This window comes from uncultured Thiohalocapsa sp. (assembly GCF_913062725.1).
Taxonomy (GTDB): domain Bacteria; phylum Pseudomonadota; class Gammaproteobacteria; order Chromatiales; family Chromatiaceae; genus Thiohalocapsa.
Genome location: NZ_CAJXWY010000024.1, coordinates 25,739 through 49,036 on the forward strand (window position 1 = coordinate 25,739; position 23,298 = coordinate 49,036).

Consider the following 23,298-nt stretch of genomic DNA (forward strand, 5'->3'; position numbering starts at 1 on the left):
CGTCGCAACGGGGCTTGGCGTCCCGTGCCCCGACTCCGTATCCTGGCTACATGGATCTGAATGCGCTAGCCCCCCCCGACCCGAATGACGAGCCCGATGGGCCGCCCGCCATCGCCAGACGCTTCCGTGGCTTCTTGCCGGTGGTGGTGGACGTCGAGACCGCGGGCTTCGACGCCCGGCGTCATGCACTGCTCGAGATCGCCGCCATCATCATTCGCATGGACGAGGCCGGTCGGCTCGTGCCGGGACAAACACTGGCGTGTCATGTGCTGCCCTTCATCGGCGCCGACCTCGACCCACGGGCTTTGGCGTTCAACAAAATCGACCCGCATCATCCGTTTCGGGATGCGGTGTCCGAGCGCGATGCACTCCGGCATATCCTGGGCCCGATTCGCAAAGCCGTCGGCAGCCAGGGTTGCACGAGGGCCATATTGGTGGGGCATAACGCCCACTTCGACCTCGGATTTCTCAAGGCGGCCGTGGAGCGCACGGGCTTCAAGCGCGACCCGTTCCACGCCTTCAGCGTATTCGATACCGTCACGCTCGCGGGCGTCGCCTACGGCCAGACGGTGTTGGCGAAGGCGGCGCAAGCCGCCGGTCTTGACTGGGACAACAGCGAGGCCCATTCGGCCGTGTACGATGCCGAGAAGACCGCTGCGCTGTTTTGTACCATCGTCAATCAGTGGCGGATGCCGCGCGGCGGCGGCGACTGAGCCGCCGCTGCTGCAGCGCTCGCATCACCGCGCCGCCGCCCGGCGATGCGGTGACGCCGCGCAGCGCACATGCTGCGCTCAGGCGGCGTTGTCGTTGCCTTCGGTCTTCGCTGTGGCCTGTTCCATCATGGTCTTGAGCTCGCCATTCTCGAACATCTCGAGTGTGATATCGCAGCCGCCGACCAGCTCGCCGTCGATATAGATCTGCGGGAAAGTGGGCCAGTCCGCATAGCGCGGCAGGTTCTCGAAGATCTCCGGATCCTGCAGCACGTTGACGTACGCGAAGGCTACGCCCGTGCTGCCGAGCGCCTGCGCCGCACGCATGGAGAAGCCGCACTGGGGCATCTGCGGCGTTCCTTTCATGTAGATGACGATCGGGTTGTTCTTGACCTGTTGGTCGATGCGTTCGAGCACGTCCATCACAATACCTCGGCAGGAGCGTTGTTGGATGCGGGGGGAGGTGGGATTGTCGGAGCGCTTATCAAGCGATGCTCAGCCAGACCTTCCGCCCTTGGCCCGAGCGCTGCGTCGCGCTGATTCAGCGACGGGCGCGCGGGGGCCGCGGGCGGTTGGCGCAGCAACGCAAGGGCATCCTGACCCGCCACCGGGCGGGTCGAACGGCCATGCCGCCGCCTGCGCCCAGATGCGTGAGCCCACCATTCCTGAGCAATTTACTTGGTTTTGCTGGTGTCCGCAACGTCGGCGACGCTCAGGCAGGCTGTGCGTCGACGTGGCGCTGCAGCCAGTATTCCAGCAGGGCCAGATGCCAGAGCTTGCTGCCCTGGATGCGGGTGTGATGCTGATCCGGCGCGGCGAGGAGCCGCGCCACATACTCGCGCCGATAGATGCCGCGCTGACGACACTGCCGAGAGTCCAGGATGTCGCGCATGAACTCGAAAAACTCGCCGCGGACGTACTTCAGCGCCGGCATCGGGAAGTAGCCCTTGGGCCGGTCGATAACCGCGTCCGGCAGCCGTCCGCGGGCGATGGCCTTGAGCGGCCACTTCCCCGCGTCGCGCAGCTTGAGCGCCGGCGGACAGCGGGCGGCGACCTCCACCAGCTGATGATCCAGGAACGGGACGCGCGCCTCCAGGCCCCACGCCATGGTCATGTTGTCCACGCGCTTGACCGGATCATCGACGATGAGCGTGGTGACATCGAGCCGCAGCACGGCGTCGATCACTTCATCCGCCAGGGGCTCCGCCAGACGCCCGGCGGCCCAGGCGCCGGTGTGGTCGGCACCGGCGTAGGGGTCGGTGACCAGCGCCAGGTATTCCTCGTGGTCGCGGTCGAAGTAGTGGCGGCGGAGCTTGTCGACCGGGCTGCCGTCGGCGTCGGCGGCGATGCGCGGATACCAGAAATAGCCGCCGAAGACCTCGTCTGCGCCCTGCCCCGACTGCACCACCTTGATGTCCCGCGACACCTGCTCGGCCAGCAGATAGAAGGCGACGGCATCCTGGCCGAACATGGGCTCGGCCATGGCGTCCACCGCCTCCGGCAGCCGGCGCAGCACCTGGCTGTTGGGGACTCGGAAGCGATGGTGTCGGGTGTCGTAGCGCGCGGCCACGGGGTCGGAATACTCGAACTCGCTACCCGCCTCCTCCGGCGTGTCTTCGAAGCCGACGGAGAAGGTGTGCAGGTCGCGTGCGCCCTGCTCCGCCAACAGCGCCACCAGCAGACTCGAATCCAGCCCACCGGAGAGCAGCACGCCCACCGGCACATCGGCGATCTCCAGGCGCTTTTGCACGGCGCGCCGCAGGTTCTGCTGGATCAGCTCCACCCATTCCTGGTCGGATTGGGGCCAGCCGCCGCCCGCCGCCGGGCGCGTCGCGTCCAATTGCCAGTAGGCACGCTCGCGACGCCGGCCGTCCGCGTCGATGCGCAGCCAATGCGCCGGCGCGAGCTTGCGCACACCGTTCAGGATGGTCCGCGGCGCGGGCACCACCGCGTGCAGCGTGAAGAGGTTGTGCAGGGCCACCGGATCGATGGAGGTATCCACGCCGCCGGCGGCGAGCAGGGCTTGCGGGCTCGAGGCGAAGCGCATGCGCTCGCCGTCCTGGGTCCAGTACAGCGGCTTGATGCCAAAGCGGTCGCGGGCCAGGAACAGGCACTGACGATTCGCATCCCAGATCGCGAAGGCGAACATGCCGTGCAGCCGGGCGACACAGTCTTCACCCCAGGCATGCCACGCCTTGAGGATGACCTCGGTGTCACCGTCGGAGAAGAACTGGTAGCCCAGCCCGAGCAGTTCCCGGCGCAGCTCGGGGTAGTTGTAGATGCTGCCGTTGAACACCAGCGCGCAGCCCAGCCCCTGGTCCACCATGGGCTGGTTGGCCCGCACCGAGAGATCGATGATGGCGAGCCGACGATGGCCGAAGCCGAGGGGCCCGTCGCTGTAGCTGCCACCGTGATCCGGTCCGCGTCGCGTCAACGGCCCCAGCATGCGGCCGATGGCTGTCAGGTCTGCCGGCGCACCGTCGAGGCGCAGTTCGCCGCAAATACCGCACATGGGGGTCTCCTGGGTCGATTGGGTGAGGTGCCGGCGGCGCGGGCGTCGAACCGCGGCGGCCCCTGCTAATCCGCAGCGCCGTAACCGCCGCCGCCGGCGGTCTCGATGCGAAGCCGGTCTCCGGGCGCCAGTTCCAGCGCCACCTTGCCCGTCAGCGGCCGGTCGTTGAGCCATTGGGCGCCGCGCGCGCCCGGGCGACCGCCCTCGAGCCCCCAGGGCGCATGCCGGCGACGCTCGCCGATGACGGTCGCGTGGGCCGGCGCCAGGCATTCGAGCTCCCGGATCAGGCCGTCGCCGCCGGTGCGCCCGCCGGCGCCGCCGGAGCCGTTACGGATGGCATAGCGCGTGACCCGCAGCGGAAAACGGGACTCGATGGCCTCGATGGGCGTGTTCAGGGTGTTGGTCATGTGGGTTTGCACGCCGGAAAGCCCGCCGCCGGCGGCACCGGCGCCCATACCGCCGCCGATGGTCTCGTAATAATCCCAGGGCGCGCCGTCGCGCATGCCACCCAGGGCCAGGTTATTCATGCTGCCGTGGCTCGCCGCCGGAATCCGGCCATGCCACTGCGCGTTCTCGGCCTGCGCCAGCGCGCCCAGCACCAGGTCCACGACGCGACTGCTGGTCTCCACGTTGCCGGCGGCCACCGCCGCCGGCCGCCGCGCATGCACCAGGCAGCCCGCCGGCGCATCCACGGTGATGGGCCGCAATGCCCCGGCACAGGCCGGGGTCTCGGGCGGCATCAGGCAGCGGAAGCAGTAGAACACCGCAGCCGCCGCCACCGCGAGGGGACAGTTGACGTTGCCCGCCACCTGGGACGCGGTGCCGGTGAAATCGCAACGCGCCTGGTCGCCGGCGATGGTGAGCGTCAGCCGGAGCGGGATGTCCACCTGTCCCTTGCCATCGTCGTCGAGCAGGTCCTCGAAGACATAGCAGCCATCCGGAATGGCGAGCACGGTTTGTCGCGCCAGGCGCTCGCCGTAGTCGTTCATGGTCCGCAGCCCGTCGGCGAAGGCGTCGCGGCCGGCGGCCGCCGCCAGCTCGGCAACCCGAGCCCTGCCGGCGCGGTTCGCCGCCATCTGCGCAAAGACATCGCCGCGCGCGTGGTCAGGGTTGCGCGTGCGGGCGGTGATGGCGGACAGGACCGCGTCGTCGACGGCCCCGGCGCACACCAGCCGCTGCGGCGGGATGATCACGCCCTCCTCCTCCAGCCGCCCCGAGATGGGCATGGAGCCCGGCGTGCTCGCGCCGATGTCGGCGTGGTGGGCGCGGTTGGCGACGAAGCCGACGAGCGCCGGCGGTGTCGTCTCCCCGGCGGCGGACACGAACACCGGCGCGATCACCGTCACGTCCGGCAGGTGGGTGCCGCCGAGGAAGGGATCGTTGACGATCACCATGTCGCCGTCGGCCCAGTCGAAGCGTGCGACCAGGTCAGCCATGGCGTAGGCCATGCTGCCGAGGTGTACCGGGATATGCGCCGCCTGGGCGCAGAGGGCGCCGCCGGCATCGAAGACGGCGCAGGAGAAATCGAGGCGGTCGCGGATGTTGGGGGACAACGCCGCGTTACGCAGCACCGCCGCCATCTCGTCGCACACGGCGGTAAGGCGGCTGACGAACAGACTGAGCTGGATGGCATTCATGGCATAGCGTCAACGCTGGGCTTTTGGTCACTGCAGGCGGTTTCTGCAGGCGGTATCGTCACACACCGCCCGTGCCACGGCAAAGCCGCATGGGGCCTGACCCGGACCTGACCCGGAACCTGACGGGGGCGCGCCGGCGACACCTTGAGAAACCCCATGGCGGGCACAAAATTGCCGCATCGAACGCAGCCGCCGCTCAAGCAGGCGAACGCCCCATCACGCAGCCATCAGGAGACGAATCATGGCCCATGAGCTCCCCGCCCTCCCCTACGAAAAGAACGCCCTGGAGCCCGTGATCTCCGCGGAGACCCTCGACTACCACTACGGTAAGCATCATCAGACCTACGTCAACAATCTGAACAATCTGATCCCGGGCACCGAGTTCGAAGGCCTGTCCCTTGAGGAGATCATCAAAAAGGCCGCGGGCGGTATCTTCAACAACGCGGCCCAGGTGTGGAACCACACCTTCTACTGGAATTGCCTGAGCCCAAACGGCGGCGGTGAGCCCACCGGTGCCCTCGCCGATGCCATCACGGCCAAGTGGGGCTCGTTCGACGCGTTCAAGCAGGCATTCAACCAGTCTGCGGCCACCAACTTCGGCTCCGGCTGGACCTGGCTGGTGAAGACCGCGGACGGTGGCGTGGACATTCACAACACGTCCAATGCCGGCAACCCGATGACCGACGGCCTGACGCCGCTCCTCACCATCGATGTGTGGGAGCACGCATACTACATCGACTACCGTAACGCCCGGCCCAAATACCTGGATGCGATCTGGGACAAGGTGCATTGGGACTTCGTCGGCGCAAACTACGCGGGCTGACCTGCGCCGGCGCTCGGCCCAAGACCGCCGCCAGCAACCGCCCGACGCGCGAGCGTCGGGCAGCTTTTTGGCTCTTACGGCGATGCGAGCTTGAGGCCGACGATGCCGACGACGATGAGTCCGACGAAGAACATGCGAGCCAGACTGGCGGGCTCCCCGAACAACAACAGCCCGAGGGCGAAGGTGCCAACCGCACCGATGCCCGTCCAAACCGCATAAGCGGTGCCCATGGGGATTGTGCGCTGTGCCAACAGCAGTAGCGTGCCGCTGGCGGCAATACAAGCCACCGAAAAGCCAAGCCACCCCCAGCGGGCACCCGACTCCGCCATGCCGAGCTTGAGTCCCACGGGCCAGCCCCACTCGAACAGACCAGCGGCGATCAGGTAAATCCATGCCATCGACATGTCGCGACCTCCCGGAGATATCGATACACTCCGATCCCGCCTGTCCCGTGGTGAATCGACCGGCTATGCCCGGCAGCTAACGCCGGGGCGGCATGTCGCACCGGCTCCAAGGCCCCGTCGCGGCAGGGCCCAGGCAAGGGTCCGGTCGTCTTCCGGCAGGCTCCGACTGTCCATCTGTATCATTAGGGGCTCACCCTAACATTCAACCAACCCACTGACGTGCGCAACCGCGTGCTCAGTACTTGCGATCTCAGCGCCTCATGTCCACGCCAGCATCCTTCCTCAAGCATCTACTCGTCGCCTGTGTCTTCATGTTGCCCGCTACCGCGGCGAAGGCGGACAAGTACGAGGCCACCGCCGACATCTTTCGCGAGGCCGGTGAAAGTGCGCGCTTCTTCGATAGCAGCTATGCGTATGCCGTTTTTCCCGTCGTCGGCAAGGCGGGTATCGGTGTCGGTGGCGCCTTCGGCACGGGTATGGTCTACCTCACCGGCGATTCCAGGCCGGTCGGCAAGACCAGCGTCACCCAGCTTAGCATCGGCTGGCAGCTCGGCGGCCAGGCTTACAGCATGATCGTCTTCCTGCAAGACCGGCGCGCCTTCGAGGAATTCACCAGCGGCGATTTCGAGTTCTCAGCCCAGGCCGAGGCGGTGGCGGTCACCGCGAGCGTCTCGGCGGCGGCTCGCACCACAGGCAGTTCCGTGAGCGCCGGCGGCAGTGAATACGACGCCGCCACCTCGGGGCGCTACTACAAGGGTATGGCGGTATTCACCGTCGCCAAGGGCGGGCTGATGTACGAAGCGAGCATTGCCGGCCAGAAATTCAGTTACAAGCCTCTTTGACCCTCGGCTATGCGGCGCGACCCGGTTGCCGGTCACTGGTCGTCGTCCAACCCTTGTCACCATGCTCGCAGTGATGGGCCAGGTGACAGGACATGTGCCATTGAGAGCAGAGTGGTCGTCGACTCAGGGCTCGTAGTAGTAGGTTGCACAAAGGCCGTCGCTGTCGATGCTCGACGGCGGCACTCGTGCGGTGAAGACGGCCAGGCCAATCAACGATCGCCCGCCGTCACCAACGCGATCTGCCTGATACAAGGCGGCGTATCGTGCGGGATGTGTCTGCACATTCCCACAAAGGGTATTGTCTTGCAGCAAGCCGCCGGGATCCTGTTCGAACCGCAGGATCTCCGCATGCTGGCGCTTGGCATCCCCGCCGTCCCAATGGCCCAACACCTCCCCCTCCGATAACAGGCGCGTCTCGCGTCCGGTCGCGAACGTCACTGTCACCGTCTCGGGCCCATCGCGGGTAGCCGGGCCCGGCGTCAAGGTGATATCGCCGGTAACGGCCTGTGCAGTGCGGCTAAACGCATGCAAGACCCCCTGGGGTCGCCCCACGCCCTCTGCGCCAACAGTCTGGGTGCCGAGCAGGCCCGTGAGCACAACCAACAAGGATGGAACAAACTGCGGGGTCATCGTCTTTCCAGGTTACGTCATCATCTGACCAAGCGGGTCGCTCGCGCCCAACGGCATGAGACCGAGGAACTGTCACCTGAGGAGAGGCGCTCTGGTGGACACGAACTGGGGGGATGCGAGCCGGGAGCCGGAGGGGGGGTGGCGGCATCGGGTACGATGCCAAGCCTTGCGAGGCGGTGATCCATGACCGCCTCGACGCGGTTGATGTGGCGTCCCCACGGGGATTCGAACCCCGGTTGCCGCCGTGAAAGGGCGGTGTCCTAGGCCTCTAGACGATGGGGACCTGAACGTGGATCGGACGAAAAAGCGGCCGGTCACCGTGGCGGCCGGCCGATGATTCGAGCCGCTTGGATTTGGTGGAGCCAGGCGGGATCGAACCGCCGACCTCAACACTGCCAGTGTTGCGCTCTCCCAGCTGAGCTATGGCCCCAGTGAGCTGCGCAGTATAATCAGGACTTGCACGGCTGTCTACCCCTGATGACGCCGCTTGCAGGCGCGGCAGCTGCTGCGCGCCGCCACGGCCCGCGGCTTACTTGCGCCGGTGGATGCTGGCATCCATTTTATTGTCGCTGGAATTTCCTCGCCAAGAACCGACTCGTCCCTTTCCAACCCATCGCTTTCCACTGGGAGAACCCTGCAGATGTTGAGAGTCTTGTTGTTCGTCGCGACCAACTTTGCGATCGTGACTGTGCTCTACATCGTGTTGAGCATCCTCGGCCTGTCGTCACGCACCGGCAGCGGGCTGCTGATCTTCGCCCTCGTGCTCGGCTTCGGCGGCTCCATGGTCTCGCTGCTCATGTCCAAGTGGCTCGCCAAGCGCTCCATGGGGGTGCAGATCATCGAGCAGCCGCAGACGCCGTTCGAGCAATGGCTGTTCGAGGTCGTGCGCAAGCAATCCGAGCAAAGCGGCATCCGCATGCCCGAGGTGGGCATTTTCGACCAGCCGGACCCGAACGCCTTCGCCACCGGCTGGAACCGCAACGACGCCCTGGTGGCCGTCAGCACCGGCCTGCTGCAGCACATGAACCGTGACGAGGTGGAGGCCGTGGTAGGCCACGAGATCAGCCACGTCGCCAACGGCGACATGGTGACCCTGGCCCTCATCCAGGGCGTGCTCAACACCTTCGTGATCGTGCTCGCGCGGGTCATCGGCGGCGTCGTGGACTCCGCGCTGCGCGGCAACGACGACAGCGGCGGCGTTGGCATCGGCTACTTCGTCGTCTCGATCATCGCCGAAATCGTGCTCGGCGTTCTCGCATCCATCATTGTCATGTGGTTCTCGCGCTTCCGTGAATTCCGCGCCGATGCGGGCGGGGCGCACCTCGCCGGGCGCGAGCGCATGATCGCCGCCCTGCGCGCGTTGCAGCGGGTGCACGAGCCGCACGATCTGCCCGCCGGCGAGTTCGCCGCCTTTGGCATCTCCGGCAACATCGGCGACGGCCTGAAGAAGCTCTTCTCGAGCCATCCGCCGTTGCAGGATCGCATCGCGGCGCTGGAGGCCGCGGGGCGTACCTGAGGTCCGCTGCATCGGCCAGCCGTCGCCGGCGAGCGCCCGGGGCGTCGCCGGTGCGTCCGGCGACGGCGCCCCGCCTGCGTCTCGCCGGCGGTGACCGCGTCAATCCTGTCCAAGCAAGCGCCGGGAGTGCTGTCACACATGGAGTCTATCCGCATCCGCGGGGCGCGCACGCACAACCTCAAGGACCTGAGCCTCGACCTGCCGCGGGATCGGCTGGTGGTGATCACCGGCCTGTCCGGATCGGGCAAATCGTCGCTGGCCTTCGACACCATCTACGCCGAAGGCCAGCGCCGTTACGTGGAGTCTCTGTCCGCCTATGCGCGGCAGTTCCTGTCCACGATGGACAAGCCGGACGTGGACCTCATCGAGGGCCTGTCGCCGGCCATCGCCATCGAGCAGAAGACCACCTCCCACAACCCCCGCTCCACCGTCGGCACCATCACCGAGATCCACGACTACCTGCGCCTGCTGTATGCGCGGGTGGGCACGCCCCACTGCCCGACGCACGCCGAGCCCCTGTCGGCGCAGACCGTGCAGCAGATGGTGGACCAGATCCTGAGCCATCCCGAAGGCGAGCGCCTGATGCTGCTGGCCCCGCTGGTGGCCGCGCGCAAGGGCGAGTACCAGCACCTGCTCACCGAGCTGAACGCCCAGGGCTTCGTGCGCGCGCGCATCGACGGCACCCTCTACGAGCTGGACGACCCGCCGCAGCTGGACGCCAAAAAGAAGCACACCATCGACGTGGTGGTGGACCGCTTCCGGGTGCGCCCCGACCTGCAGCTGCGGCTCGCCGAATCCATCGAGACGGCGCTCAAGCTCTCCGGCGGCGGCGTGCGGCTCGCCGCCATGGACGCCCCCGACGCCGAGCCCGAGACCTTCTCCGCCAATTTCGCCTGCCCGGTGTGCAGCTGGAGCCTGGCAGAGCTGGAACCGCGGCTGTTCTCCTTCAACAACCCCGCCGGCGCCTGCCCCGCCTGCGACGGCCTCGGCGTGGAGCAATACTTCGACCCGGCCAAGGTCGTGGCCGCGCCAACGCTGAGCCTCGCCGACGGCGCCATCCGCGGCTGGGACCGCCGCAACGGCTACTACCACCAAATGCTCAAGGCCCTGGCGGCACACTTCGGCTTCGAGCTGGACCTGCCCTGGCAGGATCTGGCGCCCTTCGCCCGCGACCTGGTGCTCCATGGCAGCGGCGATGAAAAGCTCAAGCTCAAGCTGCCGCACGAGCGCGGCGCCGGCAAGCAGCGCGCCTTCGAGGGCGTGCTCGGCCACATGCGGCGGCGCTACCGGGAGACGGACTCGCCGGCGGTGCGCGAGGAACTGGCCCGCTTCATCTCCAACCGTCCCTGCCCCGCCTGTGGCGGCGCCCGGCTCAACCCCGCCGCGCGCAACGTCCTGGTGGCCGGCAAGGATCTGGGGGCCGTCTCGGCGATGCCGGTGGGCGCGTCGCTCGCGTGGCTCGACGCGCTGCGCACGGGCGGGCGTCTCACGGGTCAGCGCGCGGCCATCGCCGACAAAGTGCTGCAGGAGATCACCCAACGGCTGCGCTTCCTTGCCGACGTGGGCCTGGACTATCTCACCCTGGCGCGCAGCGCCGAGACTCTCTCGGGCGGCGAGGCGCAGCGGATTCGCCTCGCCAGCCAGATCGGCGCCGGGCTGGTGGGCGTGATGTATATCCTGGACGAGCCCAGCATCGGCCTGCACCAGCGCGACAACGAACGCCTGCTGGGCACCCTCACACGCCTGCGCGACCTCGGCAACACCGTCATCGTCGTCGAGCACGACGCCGATGCCATCCGCGCCGCCGACCATGTGGTGGACTTAGGCCCCGGCGCCGGTGCCCACGGCGGTGCGCTGGTGGCCGCAGGCACCGCGGCGGAGATCGCCGCCGACCCGAGCTCCCTCACTGGCCGCTATCTGTCCGGCGCCCTGCGCATCGAGATCCCCGCCACGCGCCAGCCGGCCGCAGACGGCAACCATTTGATCATCCGCGGCGCCACCGGCAACAACCTGCGCGGTATCGATGCCGCCATACCCGTCGGCACCTTCTGCTGCGTCACGGGTGTGTCCGGCTCCGGCAAGTCCACACTGGTGAACGACACCCTCTACCCCGCCGCCGCCCGGCGCCTCAACGGCGCTGGACTGCGCGCCGCCGCCCACACCGAGATCCAGGGCCTCGAGCACTTCGACAAGGTGGTCGACATCGACCAGAGCCCCATCGGCCGCACCCCGCGCTCCAACCCGGCCACCTATACGGGCGTGTTCAACCTCATCCGCGAACTGTTCGCCAATGTGCCCGAGGCCCGCTCCCGCGGCTACGGTCCCGGGCGCTTCAGCTTCAATGTCAAGGGGGGGCGCTGCGAGGCCTGCAAGGGCGACGGGCTCATCCGCGTGGAGATGCATTTCCTGCCGGACGTCTACGTGCAATGCGACGCCTGCCGCGGGCGGCGCTACAACCGCGAGACGCTGGAGATCCGCTACAAGGGCAAGACCATCGATGAGGTGCTGGACCTGACGGTGGAAGACGCCCTGACGTTCTTTCTGCCGGTGCCGGTGATCCACCGCAAGCTGCGCACGCTGGTGGACGTGGGCCTGGGCTACCTGCGCCTGGGCCAGAATGCCGTGACCCTGTCCGGCGGCGAGGCGCAGCGGGTGAAGCTCGCCCGCGAGCTCTCCAAGCGCGACACCGGCCGCACGCTGTACATCCTGGACGAGCCCACCACCGGGCTGCACTTCCATGACGTACAACATCTGCTCGCGGTGCTGCACAAGCTGCGCGACGCCGGCAACACCGTGGTCGTCATCGAGCACAACCTGGACGTCATCAAAACCGCTGACTGGATCATCGACCTCGGCCCCGAGGGCGGCGACAAGGGCGGCGAGATCGTCGCCGCGGGGACGCCGGAGCAGATCGCAGCCACCGACGCCTCCCACACCGGGCGCTTCCTCGCACCCCTGTTGGCGCGCGGCTGGTGATGCCGTAGGCGGCGGTCCGGCGGACCGCCGACGCGGCCCTCAGCAGCACTCGTGCTCAAGGCTCTCCAAGCGCTCCAGCAGGTCGGGGCGCTCGGCGCGAAGCAACATCTCGCGCACCGGGTTGAGGTTGGCGTGGATGTGATAGAGCGCGTCATGGGCAGGGCCGCGCTCGCCGTCGAGCTTGGCGCGAAAATAGTGCCAGAAGGGATCGACGGCGTCGGCGTCGCGGTCCAGCGCCTCGCGCATGGCGGCGGCCAAGCGTTCGGCTTTTCCATCACAATCGAGGCCGATGAAGCTGAGGTAGCGGTCAAGCGCTTCGGGCTGGCGGGATGCAGTCATGAGTACCTGGGTTTCGGGTGGTTCGCTTTGAAGCCCTTCCCCACCGGAGGAAAGGCGGTCCGAGAACACCGGTCGCCATGGCGGATGCCCGACGCAGACCCGACAAACACGCGCGCCCGGCGTCGGCAAGCCTGCATGGCGGCCGGCACGCAAAACGCCGATGGCTTTGCCATCAGCGCTTTAGCTGCCAATGCGGAGGGCACTGGCTGCCAGCCGAATTGTTTAAGCACGTTGCGCGCCAACACTCGCCGAGCAATGCACACCGGCAATCCGCCCGGGACGCCCTAGCGCTGCAGCCAATCCTCACCGGCGCTCGGAAGGAGGGTGCGGACACTGAAAACGGGCGCGGCATCCAGGTCGACGCTCACCCTGACGCCGGCCACGAAGGGCGAGCCTGGGACTTCGAGACGCTGGACGCGGGCCAGGGGCTCGCCGCTGACCGGATCCCGCAGGGGCCGATCGAATTTGTAGCTGTGAGTATCGCCATGCAGCAGCAACAACGGGCCCTCGAAATCCGCCAGCAGCTGCCGCAGGCCCTGCTTGAAGGGCGCAAAGCCGCGTTTGCCCGGCTGCTCGAACAGCGGATTGGCATGGAAGATCAGCACTGCGGCGCCGACGCCGGCGGCCTGCCCGGCGTCCAGCGCCCGGGCGAGCAGTGCCCGATTGGCATCGGTGCGCGTCCGAAATGCCGCCTGCGCCTGCGCATCCCGGGGCTGCCAACCGTTATTGCTGCCGACGATGTGGAGCACCACGAAGAGGACATCATCGCGGATGAACCAGGCATTCTCGGGAAACGCCGCCTGCGGGGCCTCGAGCCCGAGACTGGCGTTGTGCAGCACGGCGGGGTCGCTGAAGAACATTCGGCGCACACTGGCGAGGCGCGCCAGCGGATCCAGGCCACCCGCGGCGGCGCGGTGGCAGTCGGTCCATTCGTTGTCACCGGGTGTATAGATGACCGGCACGGGCTGCTCCTGGAACAACTGCGCGACGGCGCGGTTACGGGCATCGGTGCAGGGCTGACCGCCACCCTTGATGTCGCCGACGTGGACGATGAAGGCGGGGTCCTCGGCGGCGGCCTGGGCCAACAGGCGCCCGAGCAGCGCCGCTTCGGCGTCCGAATAGGGCAGATCGCCGAGCGCGAAGAAGCGTAGGGGCTCAGCCGCCGCCGGCGTTGCCAACAGCGCGGTGACGAGCACGAAGCCGAGCCATGGACGCCCGGGCAGACAGCGGAATGTCGAGCCGAAAAGCATCATAGGAGGCCTGGGGTCTGAGGTGGGCGCAGCGTCACCGTGGCGATCCCTGGCAGCGGCAAGATGAGGCCGATGGGTCGGCGGCACGGGGCGCATGACGAGGGATTCACGACACGGCGGCGCGGGGTCCATGGCCCGCCCGCACATCCAGGGTGATGAGCGGCATGGGCAGACCATCGCGAATGACGGCGCGGTTCCAGGGGATCAGGGCCGTGTCCAGCGCCTCACGGGCGCGGGCACGGGCATAGGGATCCAGATTGACCTCGACGGCGCAGCGCCAGCGGCGCAGGCCAAAACCGTCTTCACACCTGGACGTCAGGCGATAGCGGGCCGGTGGCACGAGGCCCTCGGCGATACAAGCGTCCAGGGCCTGGCGCAGCAAGGCCTCGGCGGCATCGCTGCTGGCCGGGCACTGATGACGCGAGCCCTGCCAGGCCCGGGCCTGCTCCGCCAGCGCGCGCTCGGGCTGGGCCAGCAGCTGGGCGCGGCGCTCCCTGATCCAGTCGCCGGCCACCAGTGTCAGGGCAACGGAGGCGACTTCCTCCGTGCTGAACCGACGCCCCGACAACGCAACCACGGCGGGAGGCACGTAGACACCGAGCAGGCGCATGGCCCGGCGCTGTTCGGCGGCGGTCAGTGGCCGGCGACCGGCGGTGCCGGTGGTGCGCTCGGCCATCTCGAACCAGCGCCGCGCCTCGGCCATGGCATGGGTGTCGACCACGCGCACGGCATTGTTCGGCTCCAGCACCCAGCCATCCGGCCAGAGCGCGATGCGATATGCGGGCAGCGCCCGAATCGCGTCGCCGGCGGCACGCCGCGCGGCGAGTTGGTGGCGGATGACATGGGTACGCAGCAGCAGACGGCTCGGCATCATCGGCGCAGTGCCTCGTGTGGCGCAACGACCCCGACTATACCGAACCCGCGGCGCGGGCATGAACTCCCTCGTCGAGCCATGGCGCCTGCGCGATGTCGTCGGCCGGCCTGGGCCGCATCAATGCAAGCGCAGGGGCTGCGTCGCCAGCGCCTCGATGATCGGCGTCAGGGCGGCGATCTGCTCGGCATCGTCGGATAACTCGACAAAGCGGCGCAGGTCGGCCAGGGCCCCCGCCGCATGCCCCAGCGCGTGCAGCAGCATCCCCCGCTGCTGCAGCGCATCCGGCAGGTCAGGCAGCAGATTCAGCATGGCCGTCAGCGCCGCCAGTTGGTTGCTCGCATCCTGGCGTTGGGCATAGATGCCCGCCAGGTTGCGCAACATCCGCACGAGAATCTCGCGCCGCGCCGCCGGGCGCAACAGCGCCGGGTGGGAGCGGATACTCAGGGCGCCCTCGCCGTAGACATCCGCAAGCCGGCGGTCCAGCTCCGGCTCGGCGAGCGCGATGCCGCCGGCATAGACATCCAGCATCAGGGCGCTGTTACCGCGCCCCACCCGCACCAGAAAGTGCGCCGGAAAGCTCACGCCGAAGGCCGGCAGCCCAACACGCCCCGCCACCTCACAGTACAGCACCGAAAGCGAGATGGGGATGCCGCGGCGTCGAGCCAGCACCTGATCCAGGAAGCTGTTGCGGGGGTCGTAGAAGTCGTCCCGCTCACCGGCGAAGCCCAGCTCCTCGAACATCAGCGCATTGAGTGCCTGCACCTGCTGTAGCAGGTCGGCGTGCGGCGGCAAGCGGCTGCGCGCCGCCGCGGCGAGCAGATCCAGCTCGCTCACCGCGGCCGCCACATCGACTTCGGGCTGGAACAGCGCACTGACGGCCAGTGCCCCCTGCGCCAGGTCGACGGCGTCGTCGGGACCGCGCCCGAGGGCGATGAAGGTCTGCTGCGCATCGTCCATTGGCCTCACCATTGCTGCGTGTGACTGGGGAGCGGCAGGCATCGGCGCGGTGATGTGCCACGCGCGCGAGCGCGTCGCACCTGCGCCTGCCTCATCCCTATAATGTTGGGCTTTATCGGCCGAACAACCCCGAATCATGGCTTCCAACCCGGTCACCGGGGCGCTCTACATGCTGCGTGGCATGCGGTTGCTGACGCGACCCGGACTCAAGCGCTACGTGCTCATCCCGCTGTTGGTGAATATTGTTGTGTTCGGCGGCGGGATCTGGCTCGGGGCGGCCGGCTTCGAGCATCTCATGGACCGGATGCAGGCGAGCCTTCCAACCTGGCTCGCCTGGGTGGAGTGGCTGCTGTGGCCGCTATTCTTGATGGCGGTGCTGGTCGTCGTGTTCTACGGCTTCACCCTGGTGGCCAATCTGCTCGCGGCACCGTTCAACGGTTTACTTGCGGAAAAGGTCGAGCGCATGGTCACGGGCCGGCCCCTGGGCGACGACATGAACTGGGGAACACTGCTGCGGGAATTGCCGGCGACGCTGGGCGATGAAGTGCGCAAGCTCCTCTATGCCGTGCTCTGGAGCGTGCCGTTTCTGATCCTGGCCTTCGTGGTGCCAGTGATCGGGCCGCTGCTGTGGTTTCTGGTCAGCGCCTGGATGCTGACCCTGGAGTATGCGGATTTCCCCATGGGCAATCACGGTCTTAAGTTTCGGCAGATGCGCGCGACCCTGCGCCGGCGGCGGCTGCTGAGCTTTGGCTTCGGCGCCACCACCGCCGCCCTCACGGCCATTCCAGTGGTGAACTTCGTCGTCATGCCGGGGGCGGTGGCCGGCGCCACGCTGATGTGGGTCGGCGAGCTGCGCGGGGTGGCGGCAGAGACGTGAAGTGCCGCCGCTCCAATCCCCGTGATCAGGCGTCGACGGCACTGCGGCCGGGCCGGCCCGCTGCTGCGACGGCTCACCGGTCATCCGGCTGACCTGAAGGCGCAGGCGACGGGCAACACCGTCGGGCCGGTGGATCAGGAGATCGCTTCCAGCGTCTCCCGGCCGATCTCCAATTCCTCGTCCGTGGGCACCACCAGCACCGCGACCCGGCTGTCCGCGCAGGAGATGGTGCCGACCCGCCCCTGGACCTGCGCATTGGCGTGCGGATCGAGCGCGATGCCGAGCTGCTCGAGCTCTGCACAGGCGCAGCGGCGGATCTCGGCGTCGTTCTCGCCGATGCCGCCGGTGAAGACCACTGCGTCGACACGCCCGAGCACCGCCACATAGGCGCCGATGTATTTGCGCAGGCGGTGGCAGGTCACGCCGAGGGCCAGCTCGGCGTCTTCGTCGCCCGCCTCGGCCAGACGATGCACTTCCCGCATGTCATTGACGCCGCAGAGGCCCACCAGGCCGCTCTGGCGGTTCAGCAAGTCGTCCATGGTGTCGTTGTCGAAGCCCAAATGGCGGCACAGGTAGAAATGCACGGCCGGATCGATGTCACCGCAGCGCGAGCCCATGACCAGGCCCTCCAGGGGCGTCATGCCCATGGATGTGTCCACGCTCGCACCCTCGCGAATGGCCGTCGCGCTGGCGCCGTTGCCGAGGTGCAATGTGATCAGATTGCAGTGCGACAGGGGCTTGTCGAGCATCCGCGCCGCCGCCTTGGCGACGTAATGGTGCGAGGTGCCATGGAAGCCGTAGCGGCGCACGTGATGCTCGCGGTAGAGATAGCCCGGAATCGCGTAGCGGTACGCCGTCCGCGGCATGGTCTGATGGAAGGCGGTATCGAACACGGCCACCTGCGGCACGCCGGGAAAGAGTTCCCGGGCCACCATGATGCCGTCGAGGTTGGCGGGGTTGTGCAGCGGCGCCAGCGGGATCATGCGGCGGATGGCGGCGATCACGTCGTCGTCCACCAGTGTTGGCGTATGAAAGGCCTCGCCGCCATGCACCACCCGATGGCCGACGGCGCCGAGCTCCGCGATGCCACCGAGGGCCCCGGTGTGCCGCAAGGCCGTCACGATATGCTCGATACCGGCATGATGGGAAGCGATCGTCGCCGCATCCTCACGGCTGTGGACTTCGCTGGCGGCATCGGTCCAGCTCAGGCGCACGGCGGCGCCGTCCTCGCCGATGCGGGTGGCCGCGCCGCTGGCGGCCACTCGCCAGTCATCCTCGGCGACGGCGAAGAGCCGGAACTTGATCGACGAGCTGCCGGAGTTGAGCACCAGTATCTTCATCGGCTGCCTCTGGGCGCTAAGTTCGGTGGTGGGCCGTGGGGGCGGCGGGCTCAGCCCGGAGCATCGCTCGCTTCGGCCGCCGCCGTTTGGGCCTGAATGGCGGTGATGGCCACGGTGTTGACGATGTCGGTCACGGTGCAGCCGCGGCTCAGGTCGTTCACGGGCTTGTTCAGCCCCTGCAGCACCGGCCCGATGGCCACGGCATCGGCGCTGCGCTGCACCGCCTTATAAGTGTTGTTACCGGTGTTGAGGTCGGGAAAAATGAACACCGTCGCATGCCCCGCCACCTCGCTGTCCGGCAGCTTGGAGCGGGCGACACTGGCGTCCACCGCCGCATCGTACTGGATCGGCCCCTCGATCTTCAGATCCGGCCGCCGCGCGCGGGCAATGCCCGCCGCCTCACGCACCCGCTCCACGTCCTCGCCCTTACCGGACGCGCCGGTGGAGTAGGACAGCATCGCCACCCGCGGCTCGACGCCGAACGCCGCCGCCGTGCCGGCGGAGGTGATGGCAATGTCGGCGAGCTCCTCGGCGCTCGGATTGGGGTTGACGGCGCAGTCACCGTACACCAAAACCCGATCCGCCAGGCACATAAAAAACACGCTCGAGACCAGCTTGGTCTCGGGCTTGGTCTTGATGGTCTCGAACGACGGGCGAATGGTGTGCTGCGTGGTGTGCACGGCACCCGACACCATGCCGTCGGTATCGCCGGTGTAGACCATGAGCGTGCCGAAGTAGCTCAGGTCTTCCAGCGCATCATAGGCCATCTGCTTGGAAATACCCTTGTGCTTGCGCAGCCGGTAGTAGACGCCGGCGTACTCATCGCGCTTCGGCGAGGACACCGGGTCGATGATGGTGATGTCCGCAAGCTGCAGACCCAGCTCGCCGATGCGCCGGCGGATCTTGTCCGGGTCGCCCAGCAGGGTCAGCTCGGCCACACCACGCAGGGTCAGGATCTCGGCCGCGCGCAGGATACGCTCGTCGGTGCCCTCCGGCAGCACGATGTGCTTGCGATCGGCCTTGGCGCGGTGCACCAGCTGATACTCGAACATCAGCGGCGTCATGCGCTCGCTGCGGTGCACGGCGATGCGCTGCTGCAGGTCCTTGATTTCGACATGCTGCTCGAACAGGCCGAGTGCGGCGGCGATCTTGCGATCGTCGCCGGGCAGGATGGTGGACTCCACCCGGTTCACCGCCAGCGCCGTCTGGAAGGTATCGGCATCCACGCTCAGGATGGACACCCGCGTGCGCCGCAGACCGGCGAGCAGGCGCTGCACATTCTCCGCCGGCTGCAAGCCGCCGGTGAGCAGCAGCCCCGCCACCCGCGGAAAGGCCGCCGAGACGTCCGCCGCCAGGCTCGCGAGAATGATGTCGCTGCGGTCACCGGGCGTGATGATCAGGCTGCCGTCTTCGATGTAGTTCAGAAAATCTGGGATCTCCATGGCGGCGACCTTGTAGCTCGTCACCACCTGGTTCAGCGCATCGTCATCGCCGCACAGACACTCGCCGTTGAGCATCTTGCTGATCTCGCCGATGGTGGGCTTGGCGAGCGATTCGGTGTCAGGCAGCACGTAGAGCGTCTCCTGCGCCGGCACCACCGCCCGTGCGTGTCGCCTGATCGGCTCGACGAAATCGGGATCGACGCCGTTGACGATGGTGGCCAGCAGATCGCCACCGCGATCGATCATGGACTCGTGCGCCATGTGCACGGCGTGCAGCGCCTCGTCGGGACTGCGCCCGAAGCCCTTCACCACCACCACGATGGTGCAGCCGAAATTATTGGCGAGGTCGGCGTTGAAGTCGAACTCCAGCGACGGGACCAGGCCGTCGTAGTCGGTGCCGGCGCACAGCACCATGTCGCACTCCTCTTCCAGCAGCATGTACTTGTCGAGGATGCACTTCAGGAGCTCGTCGTACTGACCCGCAGCGACCAGCTCGCTCGCCTGCTCGGCGGTGCAGCCATACAACCGCTCGGCGGGAAACGGCAGATCGTAGCGCCGCCGCACCAGGGTCGTGAGGTTGTCCTCATGCACGTCGCGGCTGACCACGGGCCGGAAGAAGCCGACCCGCCGATTGATGGCGGACAGGAGTTCCATGAACCCCAGGACCACCACCGATTTGCCGCTGCCGGAGCCGGCACCGGCGATGTAGATGCTCTGCATATCGCTTCGATCCCGATGTTGGAGATGGGCTGGCCGACGTCTACCGGCATCATCGCCGCGGATGATGCCGCATGCTGGCCGTCGACGATGTTACCTGCTGTTTACAAGGCCCCGCCCAGGTGTCCACACTGCAGGTCAACACCCAGGGTGGACGGCCGGGCAAGGCATTCGACCAGAGGTTTTAAGCAAATTGCATGCACAAACGAGCAGGCTCATGGCGGTGGCCATCGGCACCGGCTGTGCACTGGCTGTGGTGACACTCACCGCTACTGTCGGCGCTCAGGCCCGGGTTTATCGCTGCGCCGGCGCGGACGGCAGCATCGAATTTCGCCAACAGCCCTGCCCCAGGAGGCCGCATTCCAGGCCGGTGACCATCGAGGATACGCGCACGGGCTGGGTGCCCCCACAACCTGAGCCCGAGCCCCAGCGAGCGCCGAGCCAGCGCACCAACCCACCGAGCCAGCGGGCCGCTGCGGCGTCGCGCAAAGACCAAGCCGGCGAGCGCTGCTGGCGCAAGCGCCAACAGATCCAGCGTATCGACGACGAGCTTCGCGCCGGCTACCGGCCAGCCCGTGGCGAGCAACTGAAAGCCCGCCGCCGGCAGCATGAGGCCTATGTGGACGCGTTTTGCCCCTGACGCAGAGGCGGACTCAGGCGCGACTCGTACCCATCACTTGAGCGGATACCAGGTATCGTCGTCGCGGCGCGGCGGCAGCAGCTCACGGCGCAGTGCCCGTAGCCTGATGGCGCCGCCGGCGGTGAGGCCGGCGAGGGGATCATCGGCATCCAGCACATCGGCATAGTCCGCCTCCAGCGCATCCGGATCTTCCCCCGCCTCCATACGGCCCAGCATGTCGGCCATGGCATCGCCGGGCTGCAGGCCGGACGATGCGAACAGCCTGCGCATCATCCGTGCCGCCTGCTTCGGGTCGTCCTCATCCATAGTTTCCAGTTCGCTGGACATGGCGGCCATGGCTTTCATCATTGCCGCCTCATCCATGCCGGGCGGCAGCTCGGCGTCGCTGTCATCCTCGGCATCGCCGCGTCCTTTGGAGATGGCGAACATCGAGGCGCGCCGATCCAGCCGTGCGCGGTGGCACTTGGGGCAGGCAGGACACGTCTCCGTATCCACCCGGCGCGAGAAGAAATGATAGATGGCGTGGCAGTCTGGACAATAGAACTCGTAGACGGGCATGGTGGATTCTCACTCCTTTGTTGCGCTCGCCGCTGCTGTGCTCGCCAGCCAGGCGTGCTCGGTGCGGAGATTTAAGCCCCCCCGCGGCGTTGGGACAAGTCCCGTGTCGGTTGCATGTCGGTCGCCTCCGCGAGCACAACCGCAAGGCCCGCCAACAGCTGCGCATGCTCCGCTGCTGTGCGCACCGCCACCCGCAGCCAGGCCCCATCCAGACCCGGATAATCACCACAGGTGCGCACGGCGATCTTGCTGCGCCGCAACAGTGCATCGGCGACCGCGGCCGCGGACGGCGCCGTGTCGGGCAGCCGCCACAGCAGATAGTTGGCGGCGCCGTCGATCACCCGAGCGCCCAGCCCGCGCAGCCCGGCGGCGAGCAACCCCCGTTGCGCACGAATCGTCTCCCGCGTGCGCGCTTCGAATGCCGCGCGCCCGGGATCCGACAACAACGCAACGCCCACCATTTGCGCCGGCGTGCTCACCGACCAGGCCGGCAGCAAGCGCCGGCCGGCGGCGGCGAGCCCCGGCGCCAGCACCGCATAGCCCAAGCGCAATCCCGGCATGGCGAAGAACTTGGTCATGGAGCGGACCACCACGACGTTGTCCAAGCCCAGCCCCACGCCGGATGCGGCATCGTCCACGAAATCGATAAAGGCCTCATCCAGCGCCCACCAAACGTCCCGGCGCGCGACGGCGATCGCCGCCAGCGCATGCACGTCGACACACCGACCCGTCGGATTGTTTGGATGCCCGAGCCAAATCAGATCCCCTGCCGTCGCCAGACTGACGAGTGCGGTCAGATCCACCGCAAAATCATCCTCGGCCGGCAGCCTCATGGGCACGACCTCCAGCCCCCAAACGTCGGCCGCACGCCAATAGTCCAGGTAACAAGGCGCCGTCACCACCACCCGCCTCGCCCCCAGCAACCGTGGCAACCACCAAATGAGCTGCTCGGCGCCGTTACCCACGAGGATGCGCGCCGGCGACACGGCGAGCTGCGCGCCGATACAAGCCCGCAGTGCCGTGCAATCCGGGTCCGGATAGTCGCCGAGTGTCTGCGTCGCCTGCGCCAGCGCGTGCATGCCCGCAGGCGGCATGCCCAGCGGATTGATATTGGCACTGAAGTCCAGCAGGTCGCCCGGGCGGCAACCGGCGTGCTCGGCGAGCACGCGGCGGTTACCGCCGTGCGTGCCGGCGACGGGTGGGGTCGTGTTGGTCATATCCGCCGTTCCTGCAACGCGCCACCGCCAAACGCCACACCCCGCTCACGAGCAGCGCATGGCCGGAGCAAGCGCCACGCCTGCCGGCCTGCTCCGCCACGCATCCCGGCCCCAACGTCCCAGCCGGCGCACCTGTCATCGTACAGCTGTGGCCGACGCGCGCGAACCCCGCCCCGGCTGCGCGCGCTGGCATCGCAGCGCCCAGCCGGCTCATGCCGACGCGATCGCAGAACAGTTGCGATTAACTCGTATTTGCATTATCGTCCCACACGACACCCGCGGTGCATCGCAGGCCTTGCTGCGGCACCACGCGGCTCAGGCAGCGCCTGCGCCGGCAGGACACCACACCACCAGCGCCACAGGCGACGCACGGCTGATATCCCTGCGCCCGGCCCAGGCACCGCGTCAAACCCCATCGCCACCCCGCTGCAACCCGGAGAGCAGTCATGCACCAATCCGCACAATCCCTCCCCCACGGCAACCGTACCGCACAGATCCCGCCGCGGCGCCTCACCAGCGATGAGCTCATGCAGGGCGAGCGGCGCATCGTCATCGAGCACGGCGACGCCCGCTACACCCTGCTGGTGACGCGCAACGATAAACTGATCCTGGTGAAATAAGCACCCGCGTCAGCAAAAACCTTGTGCGCAGGCCGGGCCGGGCCCGCAGCGGTTGGCGCATCGCGCTGCTCGCTCGCCATGCCGATCGGCCCGGCCTGCCGCAGCGTGCGCACCTTGCGGAGACGTTCGCCATCCCCAGTGCGCTTCCGCCGCCAGGCCGGTGAACAGCTCGCGGTTGCCCTCGAACAGCCCGGCCAAGGTCTCCAGAAACAGCGACTTGCCAAAGCGGCGCGGGCGCGACAGAAAGTAGTGGGTGCCCTCCTCGATCAGGCGCAGCGCCAGCGGCGTCTTGTCGACGTCGTCGTTGTATGTTCTCGGTATTTTCAAAGCGCAGCACTCGAACAGCTACAATCGTCAACGGCAGCGTGGGCATAGATGGGACAGTCTGGCGTTTCGGTCGACATCAGACGATACCGC

At 67.6% G+C, this 23,298-nt stretch carries 21 protein-coding genes, 2 tRNA genes and 1 pseudogene; 8 read left to right on the forward strand and 16 right to left on the reverse strand.

Going from position 1 to position 23,298, the window contains the following annotated elements:
* Positions 1 to 50: 50 nt before the first annotated feature.
* A complete protein-coding gene (gene rnt / locus QZ588_RS08585; RefSeq protein WP_295541748.1) occupies positions 51 to 713 on the forward strand; it encodes a ribonuclease T in 663 nt (220 codons plus the stop codon).
* A gap of 78 nt (positions 714 to 791) precedes the next feature.
* On the opposite strand, the gene grxD is transcribed toward rnt, so the two are convergent.
* The 3 genes from grxD to QZ588_RS08600 all read right to left on the reverse strand — a co-directional run bounded on the left by grxD (position 792) and on the right by QZ588_RS08600 (position 4,859).
* Entirely contained in the window at positions 792 to 1,133 is a 342-nt protein-coding gene (gene grxD / locus QZ588_RS08590) for a Grx4 family monothiol glutaredoxin (protein ID WP_295541750.1), read from the reverse strand.
* Between the two features lie 289 nt (positions 1,134 to 1,422).
* Positions 1,423 to 3,222, reverse strand: coding sequence for an N-acetylglutaminylglutamine amidotransferase (locus tag QZ588_RS08595; protein ID WP_295541752.1), 1,800 nt, complete (start codon positions 3,220 to 3,222; stop codon positions 1,423 to 1,425).
* Positions 3,223 to 3,287: 65 nt separating this feature from the next.
* Entirely contained in the window at positions 3,288 to 4,859 is a 1,572-nt protein-coding gene (locus tag QZ588_RS08600; protein WP_295541754.1) for a hydantoinase B/oxoprolinase family protein, read from the reverse strand.
* A 241-nt stretch (positions 4,860 to 5,100) separates the two neighbouring features.
* On the opposite strand from QZ588_RS08600, the gene QZ588_RS08605 reads away from it, so the two are divergent.
* The gene (locus QZ588_RS08605; RefSeq protein WP_295541756.1) at positions 5,101 to 5,682 is read left to right on the forward strand and encodes a Fe-Mn family superoxide dismutase; all 582 of its coding nucleotides are present in this window, start codon (positions 5,101 to 5,103) and stop codon (positions 5,680 to 5,682) included.
* Between the two features lie 74 nt (positions 5,683 to 5,756).
* On the opposite strand, the gene QZ588_RS08610 is transcribed toward QZ588_RS08605, so the two are convergent.
* A complete protein-coding gene (locus QZ588_RS08610) occupies positions 5,757 to 6,080 on the reverse strand; it encodes a multidrug efflux SMR transporter (protein ID WP_295541818.1) in 324 nt (107 codons plus the stop codon).
* A 266-nt stretch (positions 6,081 to 6,346) separates the two neighbouring features.
* Here QZ588_RS08610 and QZ588_RS08615 point away from each other — a divergent pair, with 266 nt between their 5' ends.
* Positions 6,347 to 6,928 carry a lipid-binding SYLF domain-containing protein gene (locus tag QZ588_RS08615; RefSeq protein ID WP_295541758.1) on the forward strand — a complete coding sequence of 194 codons (582 nt, stop codon included), beginning with the start codon at positions 6,347 to 6,349 and terminating at the stop codon, positions 6,926 to 6,928.
* A 123-nt stretch (positions 6,929 to 7,051) separates the two neighbouring features.
* Here the strand turns inward: QZ588_RS08615 and QZ588_RS08620 are convergent, their stop codons facing one another.
* The 3 genes from QZ588_RS08620 to QZ588_RS08630 all read right to left on the reverse strand — a co-directional run bounded on the left by QZ588_RS08620 (position 7,052) and on the right by QZ588_RS08630 (position 7,988).
* Complete coding sequence (locus QZ588_RS08620; protein WP_295541760.1) at positions 7,052 to 7,558, reverse strand: hypothetical protein; 507 nt, start codon at positions 7,556 to 7,558, stop codon at positions 7,052 to 7,054.
* Between the two features lie 207 nt (positions 7,559 to 7,765).
* Positions 7,766 to 7,841, reverse strand: a tRNA-Glu gene (locus tag QZ588_RS08625).
* Between the two features lie 71 nt (positions 7,842 to 7,912).
* Positions 7,913 to 7,988 (reverse strand) — tRNA-Ala (locus QZ588_RS08630).
* 210 nt (positions 7,989 to 8,198) lie between these two features.
* Between QZ588_RS08630 and htpX the strand changes: the two genes are divergently transcribed.
* Positions 8,199 to 9,074 carry a protease HtpX gene (htpX, locus tag QZ588_RS08635; RefSeq protein WP_295541762.1) on the forward strand — a complete coding sequence of 292 codons (876 nt, stop codon included), beginning with the start codon at positions 8,199 to 8,201 and terminating at the stop codon, positions 9,072 to 9,074.
* A 138-nt stretch (positions 9,075 to 9,212) separates the two neighbouring features.
* Complete coding sequence (gene uvrA / locus QZ588_RS08640) at positions 9,213 to 12,050, forward strand: excinuclease ABC subunit UvrA (RefSeq protein ID WP_295541763.1); 2,838 nt, start codon at positions 9,213 to 9,215, stop codon at positions 12,048 to 12,050.
* A 39-nt stretch (positions 12,051 to 12,089) separates the two neighbouring features.
* Here the strand turns inward: uvrA and cowN are convergent, their stop codons facing one another.
* The 4 genes from cowN to QZ588_RS08660 form a co-directional block, all read right to left on the reverse strand.
* Complete coding sequence (gene cowN / locus QZ588_RS08645) at positions 12,090 to 12,389, reverse strand: N(2)-fixation sustaining protein CowN (RefSeq protein WP_295541765.1); 300 nt, start codon at positions 12,387 to 12,389, stop codon at positions 12,090 to 12,092.
* Positions 12,390 to 12,673: 284 nt separating this feature from the next.
* A complete protein-coding gene (locus tag QZ588_RS08650; protein ID WP_295541767.1) occupies positions 12,674 to 13,642 on the reverse strand; it encodes a metallophosphoesterase family protein in 969 nt (322 codons plus the stop codon).
* Positions 13,643 to 13,745: 103 nt separating this feature from the next.
* Complete coding sequence (locus QZ588_RS08655; protein WP_295541769.1) at positions 13,746 to 14,513, reverse strand: hypothetical protein; 768 nt, start codon at positions 14,511 to 14,513, stop codon at positions 13,746 to 13,748.
* A gap of 117 nt (positions 14,514 to 14,630) precedes the next feature.
* Positions 14,631 to 15,470, reverse strand: coding sequence for a SirB1 family protein (locus tag QZ588_RS08660; RefSeq protein WP_295541771.1), 840 nt, complete (start codon positions 15,468 to 15,470; stop codon positions 14,631 to 14,633).
* Positions 15,471 to 15,606: 136 nt separating this feature from the next.
* Here QZ588_RS08660 and cysZ point away from each other — a divergent pair, with 136 nt between their 5' ends.
* Entirely contained in the window at positions 15,607 to 16,347 is a 741-nt protein-coding gene (gene cysZ / locus QZ588_RS08665) for a sulfate transporter CysZ (RefSeq protein WP_295541773.1), read from the forward strand.
* A gap of 134 nt (positions 16,348 to 16,481) precedes the next feature.
* On the opposite strand, the gene QZ588_RS08670 is transcribed toward cysZ, so the two are convergent.
* Together QZ588_RS08670 and pta are read right to left on the reverse strand one after the other, a co-directional pair.
* Entirely contained in the window at positions 16,482 to 17,687 is a 1,206-nt protein-coding gene (locus QZ588_RS08670; RefSeq protein ID WP_295541774.1) for an acetate kinase, read from the reverse strand.
* 50 nt (positions 17,688 to 17,737) lie between these two features.
* Positions 17,738 to 19,849: a phosphate acetyltransferase gene (gene pta / locus QZ588_RS08675; RefSeq protein ID WP_295541799.1), complete on the reverse strand. Its 2,112-nt coding sequence runs from the start codon at positions 19,847 to 19,849 to the stop codon at positions 17,738 to 17,740.
* Positions 19,850 to 20,063: 214 nt separating this feature from the next.
* On the opposite strand from pta, the gene QZ588_RS08680 reads away from it, so the two are divergent.
* Positions 20,064 to 20,486 carry a hypothetical protein gene (locus QZ588_RS08680; RefSeq protein WP_295541801.1) on the forward strand — a complete coding sequence of 141 codons (423 nt, stop codon included), beginning with the start codon at positions 20,064 to 20,066 and terminating at the stop codon, positions 20,484 to 20,486.
* Between the two features lie 33 nt (positions 20,487 to 20,519).
* Here the strand turns inward: QZ588_RS08680 and QZ588_RS08685 are convergent, their stop codons facing one another.
* Both QZ588_RS08685 and QZ588_RS08690 read right to left on the reverse strand, forming a co-directional pair.
* The gene (locus QZ588_RS08685) at positions 20,520 to 21,044 is read right to left on the reverse strand and encodes an FmdB family zinc ribbon protein (RefSeq protein WP_295541803.1); all 525 of its coding nucleotides are present in this window, start codon (positions 21,042 to 21,044) and stop codon (positions 20,520 to 20,522) included.
* A 71-nt stretch (positions 21,045 to 21,115) separates the two neighbouring features.
* Entirely contained in the window at positions 21,116 to 22,261 is a 1,146-nt protein-coding gene (locus tag QZ588_RS08690) for an aminotransferase class I/II-fold pyridoxal phosphate-dependent enzyme (protein WP_295541805.1), read from the reverse strand.
* 446 nt (positions 22,262 to 22,707) lie between these two features.
* Here QZ588_RS08690 and QZ588_RS08695 point away from each other — a divergent pair, with 446 nt between their 5' ends.
* Entirely contained in the window at positions 22,708 to 22,881 is a 174-nt protein-coding gene (locus QZ588_RS08695) for a hemin uptake protein HemP (RefSeq protein WP_295541807.1), read from the forward strand.
* 147 nt (positions 22,882 to 23,028) lie between these two features.
* Here the strand turns inward: QZ588_RS08695 and QZ588_RS08700 are convergent.
* Positions 23,029 to 23,178 (reverse strand): annotated as a pseudogene (locus tag QZ588_RS08700) (AAA family ATPase); the annotation flags it as partial.
* Positions 23,179 to 23,298: the final 120 nt, after the last annotated feature.

Bases quoted from the DNA above. Each gene is read 5' to 3' on its own strand.
- rnt (WP_295541748.1), top strand. From the start codon at position 51: ATGGATCTGAATGCGCTAGCCCCCCCCGACCCGAATGACGAGCCCGAT.
- grxD (WP_295541750.1), bottom strand. From the start codon at position 1,133: ATGGACGTGCTCGAACGCATCGACCAACAGGTCAAGAACAACCCGATC.
- QZ588_RS08595 (WP_295541752.1), bottom strand. From the start codon at position 3,222: ATGTGCGGTATTTGCGGCGAACTGCGCCTCGACGGTGCGCCGGCAGAC.
- QZ588_RS08600 (WP_295541754.1), bottom strand. From the start codon at position 4,859: ATGAATGCCATCCAGCTCAGTCTGTTCGTCAGCCGCCTTACCGCCGTG.
- QZ588_RS08605 (WP_295541756.1), top strand. From the start codon at position 5,101: ATGGCCCATGAGCTCCCCGCCCTCCCCTACGAAAAGAACGCCCTGGAG.
- QZ588_RS08610 (WP_295541818.1), bottom strand. From the start codon at position 6,080: ATGGCATGGATTTACCTGATCGCCGCTGGTCTGTTCGAGTGGGGCTGG.
- QZ588_RS08615 (WP_295541758.1), top strand. From the start codon at position 6,347: ATGTCCACGCCAGCATCCTTCCTCAAGCATCTACTCGTCGCCTGTGTC.
- QZ588_RS08620 (WP_295541760.1), bottom strand. From the start codon at position 7,558: ATGACCCCGCAGTTTGTTCCATCCTTGTTGGTTGTGCTCACGGGCCTG.
- htpX (WP_295541762.1), top strand. From the start codon at position 8,199: ATGTTGAGAGTCTTGTTGTTCGTCGCGACCAACTTTGCGATCGTGACT.
- uvrA (WP_295541763.1), top strand. From the start codon at position 9,213: ATGGAGTCTATCCGCATCCGCGGGGCGCGCACGCACAACCTCAAGGAC.
- cowN (WP_295541765.1), bottom strand. From the start codon at position 12,389: ATGACTGCATCCCGCCAGCCCGAAGCGCTTGACCGCTACCTCAGCTTC.
- QZ588_RS08650 (WP_295541767.1), bottom strand. From the start codon at position 13,642: ATGATGCTTTTCGGCTCGACATTCCGCTGTCTGCCCGGGCGTCCATGG.
- QZ588_RS08655 (WP_295541769.1), bottom strand. From the start codon at position 14,513: ATGATGCCGAGCCGTCTGCTGCTGCGTACCCATGTCATCCGCCACCAA.
- QZ588_RS08660 (WP_295541771.1), bottom strand. From the start codon at position 15,470: ATGGACGATGCGCAGCAGACCTTCATCGCCCTCGGGCGCGGTCCCGAC.
- cysZ (WP_295541773.1), top strand. From the start codon at position 15,607: ATGGCTTCCAACCCGGTCACCGGGGCGCTCTACATGCTGCGTGGCATG.
- QZ588_RS08670 (WP_295541774.1), bottom strand. From the start codon at position 17,687: ATGAAGATACTGGTGCTCAACTCCGGCAGCTCGTCGATCAAGTTCCGG.
- pta (WP_295541799.1), bottom strand. From the start codon at position 19,849: ATGCAGAGCATCTACATCGCCGGTGCCGGCTCCGGCAGCGGCAAATCG.
- QZ588_RS08680 (WP_295541801.1), top strand. From the start codon at position 20,064: ATGGCGGTGGCCATCGGCACCGGCTGTGCACTGGCTGTGGTGACACTC.
- QZ588_RS08685 (WP_295541803.1), bottom strand. From the start codon at position 21,044: ATGCCCGTCTACGAGTTCTATTGTCCAGACTGCCACGCCATCTATCAT.
- QZ588_RS08690 (WP_295541805.1), bottom strand. From the start codon at position 22,261: ATGACCAACACGACCCCACCCGTCGCCGGCACGCACGGCGGTAACCGC.
- QZ588_RS08695 (WP_295541807.1), top strand. From the start codon at position 22,708: ATGCACCAATCCGCACAATCCCTCCCCCACGGCAACCGTACCGCACAG.